General features: G+C 73.5%; 14 protein-coding genes. 5 read left to right on the top strand and 9 right to left on the bottom strand.

Annotated features, from left to right (window positions below; all coding sequences use genetic code 11):
* The first annotated feature begins 14 nt into the window (after window positions 1-14).
* Window positions 15-848, top strand: coding sequence for an SDR family oxidoreductase (locus BM028_RS07920; protein ID WP_092385709.1), 834 nt, complete (start codon window positions 15-17; stop codon window positions 846-848).
* Here BM028_RS07920 and BM028_RS07925 read toward each other — a convergent pair.
* From BM028_RS07925 to BM028_RS07945, 5 genes are all read right to left on the bottom strand, one after another.
* The gene (locus tag BM028_RS07925; RefSeq protein ID WP_092385711.1) at window positions 799-3051 is read right to left on the bottom strand and encodes an ArnT family glycosyltransferase; all 2253 of its coding nucleotides are present in this window, start codon (window positions 3049-3051) and stop codon (window positions 799-801) included. The two genes, BM028_RS07920 and BM028_RS07925, sit on opposite strands and share 50 nt — an antisense overlap.
* Window positions 3052-3231: 180 nt before the next feature.
* A complete protein-coding gene (locus tag BM028_RS07930; RefSeq protein WP_092385713.1) occupies window positions 3232-4497 on the bottom strand; it encodes an MFS transporter in 1266 nt (421 codons plus the stop codon).
* The gene (locus BM028_RS07935) at window positions 4494-5156 is read right to left on the bottom strand and encodes an HAD hydrolase-like protein (protein WP_070417382.1); all 663 of its coding nucleotides are present in this window, start codon (window positions 5154-5156) and stop codon (window positions 4494-4496) included. Before BM028_RS07935 ends, BM028_RS07930 begins: the two co-directional genes overlap by 4 nt.
* 91 nt (window positions 5157-5247) lie before the next feature.
* Window positions 5248-5943 carry an endonuclease NucS gene (gene nucS / locus BM028_RS07940; RefSeq protein WP_092385715.1) on the bottom strand — a complete coding sequence of 232 codons (696 nt, stop codon included), beginning with the start codon at window positions 5941-5943 and terminating at the stop codon, window positions 5248-5250.
* Between the two features lie 9 nt (window positions 5944-5952).
* Window positions 5953-7278 carry an MFS transporter gene (locus tag BM028_RS07945; RefSeq protein WP_254789454.1) on the bottom strand — a complete coding sequence of 442 codons (1326 nt, stop codon included), beginning with the start codon at window positions 7276-7278 and terminating at the stop codon, window positions 5953-5955.
* A 93-nt stretch (window positions 7279-7371) separates the two neighbouring features.
* Here BM028_RS07945 and BM028_RS07950 point away from each other — a divergent pair, with 93 nt between their 5' ends.
* From BM028_RS07950 to BM028_RS07960, 3 genes are all read left to right on the top strand, one after another.
* Window positions 7372-8574: a LacI family DNA-binding transcriptional regulator gene (locus BM028_RS07950; RefSeq protein ID WP_092385717.1), complete on the top strand. Its 1203-nt coding sequence runs from the start codon at window positions 7372-7374 to the stop codon at window positions 8572-8574.
* 66 nt (window positions 8575-8640) lie between these two features.
* Complete coding sequence (locus BM028_RS07955) at window positions 8641-8820, top strand: hypothetical protein (protein ID WP_071294309.1); 180 nt, start codon at window positions 8641-8643, stop codon at window positions 8818-8820.
* On the top strand, window positions 8813-9034 hold the full coding sequence (locus BM028_RS07960; RefSeq protein WP_139219778.1) for a hypothetical protein: 222 nt from the start codon (window positions 8813-8815) through the stop codon (window positions 9032-9034). Before BM028_RS07955 ends, BM028_RS07960 begins: the two co-directional genes overlap by 8 nt.
* Here the strand turns inward: BM028_RS07960 and BM028_RS07965 are convergent.
* Window positions 9031-9582 carry a hypothetical protein gene (locus BM028_RS07965; protein WP_092385721.1) on the bottom strand — a complete coding sequence of 184 codons (552 nt, stop codon included), beginning with the start codon at window positions 9580-9582 and terminating at the stop codon, window positions 9031-9033. The two genes, BM028_RS07960 and BM028_RS07965, sit on opposite strands and share 4 nt — an antisense overlap.
* Window positions 9583-9761: 179 nt before the next feature.
* Between BM028_RS07965 and BM028_RS07970 the strand changes: the two genes are divergently transcribed.
* Window positions 9762-11207 carry a family 20 glycosylhydrolase gene (locus BM028_RS07970; protein WP_092385723.1) on the top strand — a complete coding sequence of 482 codons (1446 nt, stop codon included), beginning with the start codon at window positions 9762-9764 and terminating at the stop codon, window positions 11205-11207.
* Window positions 11208-11221: 14 nt separating this feature from the next.
* Here the strand turns inward: BM028_RS07970 and BM028_RS07975 are convergent, their stop codons facing one another.
* From BM028_RS07975 to BM028_RS07985, 3 genes are read right to left on the bottom strand one after another with little or no spacing between them, the layout of a single operon-like run.
* Window positions 11222-11665 (bottom strand): barstar family protein, encoded by a 444-nt coding sequence (locus BM028_RS07975; protein ID WP_092385725.1) that lies wholly within the window; start codon window positions 11663-11665, stop codon window positions 11222-11224.
* Window positions 11666-11712: 47 nt separating this feature from the next.
* The gene (locus tag BM028_RS07980; protein WP_092385727.1) at window positions 11713-12975 is read right to left on the bottom strand and encodes a lipopolysaccharide biosynthesis protein; all 1263 of its coding nucleotides are present in this window, start codon (window positions 12973-12975) and stop codon (window positions 11713-11715) included.
* A complete protein-coding gene (locus BM028_RS07985; protein WP_092385729.1) occupies window positions 12972-14282 on the bottom strand; it encodes an MATE family efflux transporter in 1311 nt (436 codons plus the stop codon). Before BM028_RS07985 ends, BM028_RS07980 begins: the two co-directional genes overlap by 4 nt.
* Window positions 14283-14381 lie beyond the last annotated feature (99 nt).

Below are 14381 nucleotides of genomic sequence, written 5' to 3' on the forward strand. Positions count from 1 at the left end.
CGACAGGAGCGACCATGACCATCGCACTCACCGGCGCGACCGGCAAGATCGGCGGCGCCGTGGCGCGCGCCCTGGCGGACGGCGGTGTGCCGTTCCGGATGATCGTGCGGGACGCCTCCCGGGCGCCGGATCTCCCCGGAGCCGAGGTCGCGGTCGCGTCGTTCGGCGATGCCGAGGCGAGCCGCGCGGCGCTCGAGGGCGTCGACCTGCTGCTCATGGTCTCCGGCGCCGAGGCGGTGGACCGTCTCGCCCAGCACCGCTCGTTCGTCTCCGCTGCCGCGACGGCCGGCGTCCGGCACGTGGTCTACACGTCGTTCGTGGGCGCGGCGGCGGACGCGACCTTCACGCTCGGCCGCGACCACTGGGCGACGGAAGAGGCGATCCGGGCGACCTCGATGGCGCACACGTTCCTCCGGGACTCCTTCTACCTGGACTTCGTCGAGGACCTCGTCGGCGAGGACGGCGTCATCCGGGGGCCGGCGGGCGACGGGGCCATGGCAGCGGTCGCGCGAGCCGACGTCGCCCGGGTCGCGACCGAGGTCCTGCGGAACCCGGCGGCGCACCTCGATCGGACGTACGAGCTGACGGGGCCCGCGGCGATCACCCTGCACGAGGCGGCTGCCACGGTGTCCGAGGTCCGTGGGCGCGAGGTCACCTACCACCCGGAGACGCTCGAGGAGGCGTACGCCTCGCGCGCGCGGTGGAACCCGGAGCCGTGGCAGGCGGACGCGTGGGTGAGCACCTACACGGCGATCGCCGAGGGGGCGCTCGCGCGGGTGTCGGGCGACGTCGAGCGGGTCACGGGGCGCCGGCCGATGTCGTTGCGCGAGGTGCTGCTCGCTGGCTGACGCTGCCCGCGCTGGCGGCTCGGGTGTCGAACCACGATCCCGACACCGAACCACGTGATCGGCGCGGTTCGACGTCGGATTCGTGGTTCGACCTCGACCTCGCCCGCGACTCCGCCGAGCGCGTCCCCGCGCGCGCCAGCGCCGCCAGCCGCGGCCGCGGCGCCCCCGACCCGCCCAGCCGGTCCACCGACCGGCCCGGCAGCCCGCACCGCCACACCGTCCACCCGATGCCCGTCACCGCCCACGGGTGCGCCGGCACCCGCGCCCCCGGGTCGACGTCGGCGACCGCCCGACATCCTCCCGCCAGCGCCGCCCGCAGCACCGGATCGGTCCGGGGCGCCCCGGCCTGCACCACCAGCACCCGGAGCCCGCCGGCGATCCGCTGCCGCACCTGCCGCGCCGTGAACACCGGCACCGTCCCCGAGAACCCGCCGTCGGTCAGCACCGGCAGCCCCGTCGCGCCGATCACCGGCGACGAGATGCGCCACGTGTCGGTCAGGAAGAGCGGCACGCTGTCGCGGTACCCGTCGAGGCGCCGCGCCGTCCGGACGAGGTGCCGGAACACGACCGGGTACGGCGCCGAGGACCCACCCCACCAGTCCGGCCGGGAGACCCGGAAGGCCTCGGCCCGACCGTCCGGGACCCGCCAGCGCGGGACCCACGAGCCGACCGAGGCGTCGCTCCCGCTCCCGTCGCGTGCGGCGTCGAGCGCCTGCAGCGAGAACGCCGCGGGGCCGGCGACGAGTGCGAGTCCGGCTGCGAGGGCGATCGCGGCCCGGGAGGCGCGGTGCCGGCCCGGCCCGCGCGTCCCCTCCCAGCGTGGTCGCCACAGGAACGCGACCACCGTCGCGAGCACGGCCGCGACCCCGACGACGAGGGCCGGCGTCGCGAGCACCTCCGGCATCGCGGCACCTCGGGCCAGGAACGCCCACCACGCGAGCTGCGCGGTCGCCAGGAGCACCGGCACCACCCGGAGCCACGCCGACTGCGCCCGCACCAGGCCGACGGCGCCGCGCCACCCCAGGGCTGCGAGGACGGCGAGCTGCACACCGACCGCAGCGACGTACGCGGTGTGCGGCACCTTCGCCACCGAGAGCACGGCGGCCGCGGTCAGGAGCCAGACGGTGACCACGAGCAGTGTGGCCGAACCGGCACGGGTGTCGAACGCCCGACCGAAGACGCTGCCGACCCGCGTGCCGGACCGGCGGACGAGGAGCAGGACGACGGCGAGCGTGACCGCGAACAGGGCTGCGGGCAGGAGCCAGGCCACCTGCGACGCCAGGTGCGGCTCGATGAGCTTCGTCACACCGCCCGGACCGCCGAGGCGTGCCGGTCGGGCGGCGGGACCCTCGGTCGTACTGACGGAGCCGGGCACCGCTCCCGGCAGGAACCGGTCGATGCCGTTGTAGCCGAACACCATCGCGAACGGGCTGTCGTCGGTCGAGCCGTCGATCCAGGGTCGGGCGCTAGCCGGGGTGAGGGCCAGCCCGACCACCCACGCGAGCGACGCCGCGACCGACACCGCACCGAGGACCACCGCGCGACCGATCCGGGCGCCGGTGCCGAGCCGGGTGCGGTCCCGGCCGGCCGTGGCGACGAGCGTCCCGAGCACCAGCGCGGGCAGCACGAACCACGACTGCAGCATCTTCGCCTGGAACCCGACGCCGACCGCGAGCCCGGCGGCGACGAGCGGCCACCACCGGCCCGTGATCGCCGCCCGCTGCCAGCAGAGCAGGGCGACCGCCAGGGCCGCCGTGACCATGCCGTCCTCCATCGGGTGGGCGAACATCGACACGAAGATCGGCGTCGTCGCCGCTGCACCCGCGGCGACGAGCCCCGTCCCGACCCCGGCCCACCGGAGTCCGACGAGCGAGCAGGCCCACAGCGTGACCAGACCCTCGACGACCTGGGGGAGCGCGAGTGCGGCGGTGGAGTCGCCGAACAGCCGGATGCTGAGCGCCTGAGGAACGGCGAACCCGCTGAGCTTGTCGAGGGTCACCGTCGCCGAGGGGTCGAACGCGCCGGAGAAGAGCGCCGGCCACGACTCGGACATCGACCGGGCGGACGCCTCGTAGAACCCGGAGTCACCGCCACGGGCCAGGTTCCACCCGAGCAGCACGGTCATGCCGGCCGCGATCAGGAGCAGGGCGCAGCGTGCCGCGAGCGGCTGGTCCCGCCACCGTGCGGGTCGTCGAGTGTCCACCCTCCGGACCCTGGCCGCCCGGGATGACGGTGGACCGGGACGGTGCCGCCAGCTCGCCCCGAAGTCACGCGCGGCGCTGAGACGACGTGCGGGTGCGACCGGGCCGCACCAGCGGATCCCCGGTCGAGCCGGAACGGGGTCTCAGGCAGCAGCGTGCCGGACGGCAGCGGCCCGGTGGACTCAGGCCACCCGTCGGGCCGCGAACGTCCCCACGATCCCGAGGGTCAGCACGGCGACGAGCACGACGAGCAACGGTGCCGTCCAGTCGCCGGTGATCCCGTGCAACGAACCGGCGACGAGCGGCCCCGCGGAACCGAGCAGGTACCCGCCACCCTGCACGAACGCGGACATCCGCCGCGCGTCGGCGTCGCTCGACACGATCCGGACGATCACGATGAAGATCACCGTGATGCCGCCGCCCTGTGCCGCGCCGCCGAGGACGGACCAGAGCAGCCAGAGCTGCGGCGCGAACAGCAGCCCGAGCGGCATCGCGAGCCAGAGGAACGCGACGAGGGCGATGATCGCGCGCGGACGCCACTTCGCCGCGAGCACCGGGACACCGAGCGCCCCGACGACCGCGAGGATCTGGAACACCGACGAGCTCGCCCCGGACGACGCCTTCGAGAAGCCGATCTCGTCGTGCAGCAGCGTCGGGATCCACGCGGTGAGGGCGTAGTACGAGAACGCCTGGCCGCCGAACGCGAGGGTCAGCCCCCAGGTGATGAGCCGACGAGCGGGGCGCACCTGCGCGGACCCCGCACCGCCGTCGACCGTCCGGATCGCACCCGTGCCGAGCACCTGGTCGATCGGCCCCGTCTCGACGACGGGCTCGGACGCCGTCGGACGGCGCCACGCGGCCCGGGCGCCGACCGCGTAGGTCCAGGCGAGACCGGCCACCACGGCGAACACCGCCCAGACCGCGATCGCGACCGGCCAGCCCCAGCTCGCGGCGATCGGCGCGGTGCCGAGCGAGGTGATCATCGACCCGACGTTGAGCGCGGACGTGTAGACGCCGGTGACCAGGCCGACCCGCTCGGGCGAGGTGTCCCGCCGGATCACGACGGGGATCACGACGTTGCCGATCGTGATGCCGATGCCGATCACGGCGGTGCCGACGAGCAGCGCCGCGGACGAGGGCATCGAGCGGACGACGGTGCCGACGAGCACGATGACGAGGGAGAGCGACACCGCGCGCTCGGGGTCGGCCTTCGCGATGACCCAGCTGGCGAACGGCGTCGCGAGCGCGAAGCAGAGGACCGGGATCGTCGTCAGCAGCCCGGCGACCGTCGCGGTCAGGCCGAGGTCCACGCGGACGTCGCCGATGACCGGGGCCGTCGCGACGATCGGCCCGCGGAAGTTCAGCGCGATGAGGACGATGGCTGCCGGCAGCAGCCAGGCGGCACCGCGCAGTCCCGCCGCGGTCCGGCCGCCCGCCCCGGTCGTCACGAGGACGGCAGCAGGATCGGGAGCAGGTCGAGCGGGGTCGCAGCCTGCGCGATGGTGCCCTCGGCCTCGGCGGGGGAACCGTAGCCCCACTCGGCGAAGATCGTCGGGACACCGTGCACGGCCGCCCCCTGGACGTCGTGCAGGCGGTCCCCGATCAGCACCGGACGGCTCGTGTCGAACCCGCGGGCGTCGAGGCGGCGCAGGGCTTCCTCGACCACGTCGGCCTTCGACGAGCGGACCTCGTCGTCGCTGGCGCCCGTGATGATGTCGATGTCGCCGGTGAGGCCGTAGTGCTCGAGGATGTACGTCGCCGGGGTCTCGGGCTTGCTCGTCGCGGTCGAGATCGGCAGCCCGGCGTCGTGCAGGGTGCGCAGGACGACGTCGATCCCGGGGAACATCGCCGAGTCGAGGGCACCGTGCGAGAAGTAGTGCTCGCGGTACACGGACAGCGTGTGCTCGGCCTGTTCGGCGTCCATGCCCATCGCCGTCGTGAAGGTGTCCATGATCGGCGGGCCCACGAACGACAGCAGCGTCGCGTGGTCCGGCACGGGGACCCCGACCTTCCGGAACGTGTGGGTGAGGCTCTCGAGGATGCCCGGCGCGGAATCGCTGATGGTGCCGTCGAGGTCGAAGAGGATGGCGGAGAACGGGCTGGTCATGTCCCACTCAGCCTAGCCGGGGCCCTGGCGGCGACCGCCCGGCGGGCGCGACGGCACCGGCGGACGCGAGCCGCGCCTCCAGTCCGACCGCTCAGAAGAGGCGGGTGTGGCCGCCCTCGATGCCGCGCATCGCGTCGTAGTCGAGCACGAGGACGCGGATCCCGCGGTCCTCGGCGAGGGTGCGTGCCTGCGGCGCCACCGTCTGCGCGGCGAGCACACCCTGCACCGGCCGCAGCAGCGGATCGCGGTTCATGAGCTCGAGGTACCGGGTGAGCTGCTCGACCGCGTCGATGTTGGCGTTCCGCTTCATCTCGACGGCGACGCTCGCCCCGGCCTCGTCGCGGGCGAGGATGTCCACCGGGCCGATGGCGGTCATGTACTCGCGGCGGACCAGCGTGTGGCCGTCGCCGAGCAGCTCGATCTGCTCCGCGAGGAGCTGCTGCAGGTGCGCCTCGACGCCGTCCTTCACGAGGCCCGGGTCGACGCCGAGGTCGTGGGTCTCGTCGGAGACGACCTCGTACAGGGAGACGATGAGCTTGTCCTGCGTCTTCTTCTGCGTGACCGTCCACACCTGCGTGATGCCGGCGCTCGACTGCTCCTCGTCCGGCTCGGTGATCTCGATCGAGCACGGCGGGCTCATCCAGTTGAGCGGCTTGTAGCTGCCGCCGTCGGAGTGGACGAGCAGCGAACCGTCGGCCTTCAGCATGAGCAGACGGGTCGCGAGCGGCAGGTGGGCTGAGAGCCGGCCCGCGTAGTCGACGGAGCAGCGGGCGATGACGAGACGCACCCGGAGAGCCTAACCGGCGTCGCGCCCGCCCGTGGTGCTGTCGGCGCTCGTGGCCGCGTCGGCGCGCTGGGCCTGGAGGCGCGGCTCGTCCCCGCCGTCCACGTCGCCGCCCCGGCGGGTCGGCCGGGCGGCGGCGCCGCGCTCACGGGCGGCACCCGACGCGAGTCCCGCCGCGATGATGAACACGAAGACCACCAGGAGCGCACCGAGCAGCCCCACGTGCTCGCCGAGGAACCCGATGAGCGGCGGTCCCGCGAGGAACGCCACGTACCCGATCGTCGCCACGGCGCTGACCCGGGCGGCGGCGGTCCGGGGGTCGTCGGCCGCGGCGGACATGCCCATCGGGAAGCCGAGGCTCGCCCCGAGACCCCAGAGCACGACGCCGACGATCGCGAGCGGCACGTTGTCGATGAAGATGAGCATGCCGAGGCCGACGACCGCGACGGCGGCGCTGATGCGGAGGATCGGCACCCGCCCGAACCGGTCGATGAGCGGACTGCCGGCCACCCGGCCGACGGTCATGGCGGCGAGGAACACCGTGAGGACGGCGGCGCCCGCGGCGTTGTCGAGGCCGTGCCCGTCGATCATGGCCAGTGGCAGCCAGTCGTTCGCCGAGCCCTCGGCCAGGGCCATGCCGAGCACGATCACGCCGATGAGCAGGGTCGACGGCTGGGCCCAGACCTGCCAGCGGCTGACCGGCGTCGGCACCGGGCTGGTGTCGGTGGCGACGTGCTCCTCGAAGCGGTGCTCGTCCTGGAAGCGCGTGACGGCGACGAGCATCGCGGCACTCGTGACGACGACGAGGACGATGAAGTGCCACGCGACCGGGACCTCGAGCGCCTCGGCGAGGGCTCCGAGGCCGGCACCGGCGAGCGTGCCGAGGCTGAACGCGGCGTGGAACAGCGGCATGATCGTGCGGCCGCCGGCCTTCTCCGCCGCGGCGCCGGACACGTTCATCGACACGTCGCACAGGCCGTTGCCGAACCCGAACGCGATGAGCGCGATCCAGATGGCGGCGAAGCCCCACCCGAGGCTCACCGCCAGCCCGGCGAAGACCATCCCGAGGGCCAGGCACGCTGCGGCCACCTGGACGCCCCGGCGAGCCCCGAGCTTCGCGACGATGTGCCCGGCGAAGGTCAGGCCGCCGATCGAGCCGACCGCCATGCCGAGCACGAGCAGGCCCATCTCGAAGGTGCTCGCTCCGAGGGAGTCGCGGACGCTCGGGATCCGGCCGAGCCAGGTCGCGATGTCGAGGCCGGACAGGGTGAACACGACGAACACCGCGGTGATCCAGGCCCGTGTCGAGGGTGTGGTGCGGGCGGACGTCGTCGTCATGGTGGTCCCATCGTGCTTCGCTGCTGTGCTGCCGTGCGTGTCGCGGCTCGGTCGAATCGATTCGACCGCTGTTTCCGGCTACGCTAACGGGCGATGGACGAACCGGCAACAGGACCCGGCGCGTCGCGGACGGAGCACCACCGCGAGGACGCCGCCGATGCCCCGCGCGCCGGTGCGGTCCCGGCCGGTCCCGTCCCGGTCCGTCCCCGACGTCCGACCCTCACCGCGGTGGCCCGCGCTGCGGGGGTCGCGCCCTCGACGGCCTCGCTCGCGTTCAGCGGCAGCGGCCCGGTCTCCGAGGACGCCAAGGCCCGCGTGCTGGCCGCCGCTGCCGAGCTCGGTTACGGCGGCCCCGACCCGCGTGCCCGTTCGCTGCGCCGCGGTCGCTCCGGCGTCATCGGCGTCGTCATGGACGAACGGCTGAGCGATGCCTTCCGCGACCCGGTGAACGTCCTGACGCTCGACGGCATCGCCGAGGTGGCCGGTGCCGCCGGTGCCTCGCTGCTGCTCGTCCGGAGCCCCCTCGACGACGAACAGGGTGCCGTCCCCCTCGTCGACGCCCCGATGGACGCCGTCGTCCTCGTCGGGTGCAACGTGCGGATCGACCCCGCGGTCGCCGTGCTCCGGCGCCGGCAGATCCCCGTCGTCGCGATCGAGGCGGACGACATCGAGGGTGCGGTGCCGATCCAGCTCGACAACCGCGAGGCTTCCCGCCGCGCGGCCGCCTTCCTGCGCGACCTCGGGCACGAGGCGGTCACCGTCGTGTCGCTGCCGCTCGACGGTGCGCACCGCCGCGGGCCGATCGACGCCGAGCGCGAGGCCGATGGCATCGCCTTCACGTCCCTCGAACGCCTACGCGGGGTCCGTGGGGTCTACCCCGACTCGGTCGCGATCGAGGCGGCCGGCAGCTCGGTCGAGGAAGGCCGGATCGCCGGCACCGCGCTCTTCGCCCCCGACGGGCCCCGGCCGACCGCGGTCATCGCGCAGAGCGACGTCCTCGCCGTCGGGGTGATCTCGGCCGCCCTCGACGCCGGACTCCGTGTTCCCGAGGACGTCAGCGTCGTCGGGTTCGACGGCATCACCGTGGACGACAGCCTGTTCCACCGCACGCGCATCCGGCAGCTGACCACGCTCGTGCAGCCGTTCGTGCAGAAGGGGCAGGCGGCGGCCCGTGCTGCCCTGGCGATGCTCGAGGGGGCCGAGCCGCAGCCGGCGGCGTTCCGATCGGAGCTCCGCATCGGGGACACGACGGGGCCGCCGCGGGCGGACGGGTCGGCGGACGGGAGCCGACGCTGAGGTGTCCCGCGGGCTACGCTGCACACGAGGCTCGACCGAGAGCCTCGTGACCGATGGGGGCGCTGCGTGTTCTTGACCTTCCTGGTCCCGGTCGTGCTCGTGCTGGTCATCGTGATGATCGTGCTCGCAGCGCGGGGATCGATGCAGAAGAGCCCGCTCCAGGAGCAACAGGACGCCGAGGCGCGAGCCCGTCGCGCTGCCAAGCGTGCAGCTCGCGAAGCCGACCGTGAAGCCGACCGTGACTGACGGCCGGAGACTCGTGACGACGGGGGTCGTCGTCCTCGGGATCGGCTTCGTCGCGACGGCCGCCGGGTCGGTCTGGGTGATCCTCAGTCCGATCGGCGGGGGCGTGAACTTCGGTGCCGCGGCGGTGTACCTCGGAGGGATGCTGTGCGGCGTCGTGGGCCTCGTCTTGGGCATCGCCGGACTGGTCGCACTCCGGCGGGGACGAGCGCGCTAGCGTCGCGCCTCGGTCGTCGGCTGCGCTGCAGCAGTCGATCGGAGGTCGTGCCGCCGACGTTCGCGTCTGCGGTGGGCAGCGACGACGAGCAGCGTCGACACGGCCGTCACGGCTGCCACACCGATCACCTGAGCTGTCACGGGCCACGGGAACAGGTACGGCACGAGCAGTTGGGCGAGACCCGACGTCCCCGCCACGAGCAGCGTCAGGATCATCACGGCGGCCACGTCGCCGGTGACGCTCGGACGGCGTCGACCCAGCCACCGGTCGGGCAGACCCGCGAGTGCGCCCGCGGCGAGTCCGAACACGAACACCGCCGCCGCCCCGCCGATCATCGCCGGCGTCATGATGAGGATGAACGGCAACGCGGCGGGGGAGCGCTCGACGACGGCGCCCACCACCACGCTCGCGGTCGGCACGACCACGACGGCCGCCGCTCCCGCCCACGCCGTCGTCATCGGGAGGACGGCGAGCAGGGTCCGGCGTGTGCCCGTCGCCTCGGTCTCAGTCGTGGTCGTGGGACCGGGGGCCTCGGCGGGGGAAGACACCCGATCACCCTAGGGTGCGACCCGTCGTGCCGGGCCAGCCTCGTCGCAGGGGACGGCGTCCAGTACGATCGTGCGATCCTGCTCGGACCGTCCGCGCCGGAGCGGTTCGAGGGTGGGGTGCTGTGGGGCTCGGGAGACGCGATCCGGATGCGAGGACGACGGCAGCCTCGGGGTCGCGCGTGAAGCGCAGCATCGCCGTCGGCCTGGTGATCGCGATGTCGGCGGCGGTCGTGATCGGAGCGGACGCGATCGGCGGATCGGCGGGTACTGCTGATGCGTCCGGAGCTCCGCGGCTGGTGGTCACCAAGGTCACCGCGAGCAGCACCACCACGTCGACACGCACCACGGTGCGCACGACGCTGACGGTCAAGAACACCTCGGTGGCGCGCAAGCCGGCGGCCGACGCGTGGCTCTCCCTGACGGCCGGGAGCAAGCGGTACACGCTCGGACACGTCTCGGTGCAGTCACTCGCTGCCGGTGCGAGCGCGACGATCCACGCGACGCACACCGCGCCTCCTCGTGCGCCGGCCGGGAAGTACGCGGTCCTCGCGTGCACGGGAGCGTTCTCCCTGTCGAAGTGCGGCACCTCGGCCACGAGCGTCACCACTGCCCGCGTGACGCGGGCACGTCCCGACACCGGCGTGATGCTCGATGTGGCTCGTGCCTACTACCCGGTGGCGCTGATCGAGCAGTACATCGCGCTCCTCGCTGATCACGGTGGTCGCTTCCTGCACCTCCACCTCACCGACGACCAGAACGTCGGCATCGAGAGCGAGGTCCTCGGCCAGACCCTCGCGAACGCCGATCTCCGGGACGGCGTCTACACGAGTCGGATCACCGGTCGGCCGTTCCTCAGCGCGGCGCAGGCACGGGAGATCTCCCGGTACGCCGCGCAACGAGGCATCGCGATCGTTCCCGAGATCGACACCCCCGGTCACATGGCTGCGGCGTTCGACCTCCTCGAGGCCGGACACGGCAAGCAGTGGGTGGACCGGATCCGTTCGGGCGAGAGCGAACTCGACACGTCGGCGCCCGGCAGCTCCGCGTTGGCCGCACGACTCCTGCAGGAGGTCACGCGGACCTTCCCGTCGAGCCGCACCGTCCACATCGGCGGCGACGAGTGGGGCGACGACGTCACCGCCGACGAACGCGTCCAGTGGTTGAACACGATGGCGTCCGCCGTCGGCAACCGTGCAGTGTGGGCGTGGAACGACGGGATCGACCGGGCTGCGATCGGGCGACTGGATCCGCGCATCCACGTCACCTACTGGAGCTTCGACGGCGACACCGAGGACGCGACGGAACGCCGCGAGCGCCGCGAGCGACGGGCGGGTGCGAACGACCTGTACGCGGCCGGGATCGACCTGCTGAACTACGACTCGTACTACCTGTACGAGGTGCCGACGGACCTCGATGCGGCCGACAGCGAGTACACCGTCGCCGATCTCCGCGAGCACTGGTCGCTCCGGGCCTGGGACGGGAACTCGGGCGCGCGTCTGGCGGGTCCGATGTCCGGGGCGGCCGTCGCTATCTGGGGCGAGGACCTCGAAGCCCCACCGTCCGAGGCGCTCCTGCGCTGGAGCGCCCCACACGTGCTCGCGATGATCGAGACCGCCGGCTCGTAGGATCGCACCGGCGATCAGGACAGGATCGTGAGGAGTCGGTTCCCGAAGAGCGCTGCGTAGCCTCCCTGCTTGGCCAGGATGTCCTGCACGTGTGCGGCGGTTCGAGGGAGTCGTCCGGCGAATCTGTCGAAGCCGGTGAGGATCAGCACGACGCCGGACTCGGACGCCTCCCACCCGGAGGCCGCCTCCGCCACGTCGGACATGCAGTCGTCCAGCGCGTCCAGGTTCATGCCGAAGTGGTACGGGAACGAGAGCGCTGCCGCGAAGGCAGTGTGCACGTCCCGGTCGTCGAGCCAGCTCCCTGTGTCCATCCGGATGACCCGGTACCCCTCGTGTCGAAGCCACGACTCGGCATCGCGCAGGACGGGGCCGGCGCGCAGCCTGCGGACGAAGCCGTCGCGGGCGATCTCGAAGTCGAGCCGGTTGCCGAGGACGTCGGCGGTGGAGAATGCAGCCACGGAGGAACCGTAGCGGTGAACGAGCGGGCCGCGTGCGACGGGTTTCGTCAGCCGCGGGACGCCGGTCGAGACACCCTGCCGACATCGCGACGCACCCCGAGCCCCACCACCGCCACGAGGTTCACCGCGCTCCCCACGAGGAACCCCGTCGTCCCACCGGCCACCCCCGCGACCGGCCCGAGCACCGCCATGAGCACCGCCCCGACGACGAACCCGGCCACCGACGCCAGCGCCACCTGCCGCGACCGCCCCGCCGCGAGCAACAGCGCCGCCGGCACGAGCCCGACGGTGAACACCCACACCCCGACCATCAGGTACCGCAGGTCGGCCACGGCCGCAGCGCCCTCGGCCGGGTAGACGATCGGCAGGAACCACCCGGCGAGCAGCGCCACGAGGCCGAACACCACGGCGGTGCCGGCAGCGAAGCCGACCACCAACAGGACGGCCCCGCGGGACCGGAGCGACCCTCCGTCCGTCCGGTGGGCGAACGCCGGCACGAGCACCTGCCCCAGCGCCTGCCCGAGCATGGAGGCCGGGGTCGCCAGGGTGAACGCGGCCGCGTAGACGCCGGCGTCGTGGGCGGAGACGGTGACCTGCGCCGAGATCATCGTCAGCTGGAGCAACCCGTTCGAGGTCACCACCGCGAGCACGTTCCACCCCGCGAACCCGAGCACCCCGCCGACGGGTTCGCGAGCAGCGGTCCCGAACCCGTTCCCCCGCGGCCAGCAGGCGACGGCGAAGACGGTGTACCCGATCGCGAGCGGCAGCAGCACGAACGGCTCGAGCCGGGCGACGCAGGCGAGCACGAGCAGCCCGAGCGCGAGCACGCTCGTCACGCCGTCCCACAGCGCGACCTTCGGAGCACGGCCGTAGCCGAGCTGCGCTCCGCGGGCGTAGCAGTACAGCCCGTACCCGACGACGACCGCGACGCCGCCGAGCACCGTGCCCGGGCCGTTGCCCCACGCGAGGGCGATCGGCACGGTGACGGCGGCGAGCACCAGGGTCGAGACGAGCATGGACAACCCGAGCAGCCGGTTGACCGCGGCGTCGGAGTGCCGTCCGCGCAGCGCGATCGCCAGGTACCGCGATGCCGTGTTGCCGGCGGCGTTCGGCCAGAGCAGCGCGACGAAGACGGAGAGCGACAGGAGCGCGGTGGTCTGCCCGAGGGTCTCGGTGCCGAACACCCGGCCGACGACGACGGTCACGAGCAGCTTCGCGACGCCCTGCACCCCGATGCCGACGGTGGCGAGCACGGCCGACGACGCGACGGACGAGGCCGCGGCCGGAGCGGCAGCCGGACGCACGCTCACCGCGCCAACGCCTGTTCGACCCATCCACGCCGGTGCGCCCGCACCCCGAGCGTCACCGCCCGCACCCCGATGTACCCGAGCGCGAACGCGGCCCACAGCCCCGCGAGGGTCCCACCCGCCCACCAGAGCAGGGGCAGGTACACGACGAGGTTCACCCCACCCGCGATCGCCAGGTACCGCGCGTCCCCGGCGCCGATCAGCACCCCGTCGAGCACGAAGACGTACCCCGCGACCGGCATCCCCACGGCGATGAGCACGAGGACGACGGGCAGCGCGCCACGCACGGCGGACGAGTCGGAGAAGACCGGCCCGAGCACCCCGCTCACGGCGAGGGTCAGCACCCCGAGCAGCACACCGCCGGCGATCCCGAGCAGGACGAGCCGCCGCGTCACCAGCCGCACCCGCGCCGGGTCCCGCGCCCCGAGCCCGTGTCCGACGAGCGCCTGCCCGGCGATCGCCAGGGCGTCGAGCGCGAACGCCAGGGTGGAGAACACGGTCAACCCGACCTGGGTGGTCGCGAGCCCGGTCGTCCCGAGCCCCGCGGCGGCGCCGACCGTCGCGAGCATCGCCACACGCAGCGAGGCCGTCCGCAGGAACAGCCAGGCACCGGACCGGAGCGCCCGCGCGACGCCCGAGGCGCCCGGGCGCAGTGGAGCCCCCGACGCACGCGCCGCACGGACCGCGATCCGGACGTAGACGATCGCCATCGCCCACTGCACGATGACGGTGCCGGCGGCCGACCCCTCGACGCCCCAGCCTGCGCCGTAGATGAGGACGGCGTTGAGCAGCCCGTTCGCGACGAACCCGACGGTGGCGACGACGAGCGGCGTCCTCGTGTCCTGCAGCCCTCGGAGCAGCCCGGTCGAGGCGGTGACGACCAGGATCCCGGGCAGCCCGACGAGCGACACCGTCAGGTAGGCGGTCGCCGCCGCCGACACGTCGGCCGACGCACCGAACAGGTCGACCAGCGGTCCGGCGAGCGGCCATCCCACGAGCGCGAGGACCACGCCCAGCACGAGCGCGAGCCACATCCCGTCGATGCCGGCGTGCACGGCCCCGCGTCGGTCCCCGCCGCCGAGCGCGCGGGCCACGGCCGGGGTCGTCGAGTACGCGAGGAAGACGAGCAGCCCCGTGACGGTCTGCAGAACGGCGCCGGCGAGGCCGACGGCAGCGAGGGGCGTCGCACCGAGGTGCCCGACGAGCGCGGTGTCGGTCAGCAGGAACAGCGGCTCGACGACGAGCGCACCGAGCGCCGGCACCGCGAGGCGGACGATGTCGCGGTCGACCGCGCGCCGCTCGGTGGTCACTGCGGGTCGGGTCGGTCCGGGCACCGACCCATTCTGGCGGCGAAGCGGACCACGCGTGGTGCGCGCACGCCCGGACCGGTGACGGGTCGGACGGGAGGC

This window comes from Curtobacterium sp. YR515 (assembly GCF_900113095.1).
Classification (GTDB): Bacteria; Actinomycetota; Actinomycetes; order Actinomycetales; family Microbacteriaceae; genus Curtobacterium.

Coding starts and splice junctions, on each gene's coding strand:
- BM028_RS07920 (WP_092385709.1), top strand. CDS start 15: ATGACCATCGCACTCACCGGCGCGACCGGCAAGATCGGCGGCGCCGTG.
- BM028_RS07935 (WP_070417382.1), bottom strand. CDS start 5,156: ATGACCAGCCCGTTCTCCGCCATCCTCTTCGACCTCGACGGCACCATC.
- BM028_RS07945 (WP_254789454.1), bottom strand. CDS start 7,278: ATGACGACGACGTCCGCCCGCACCACACCCTCGACACGGGCCTGGATC.
- BM028_RS07950 (WP_092385717.1), top strand. CDS start 7,372: ATGGACGAACCGGCAACAGGACCCGGCGCGTCGCGGACGGAGCACCAC.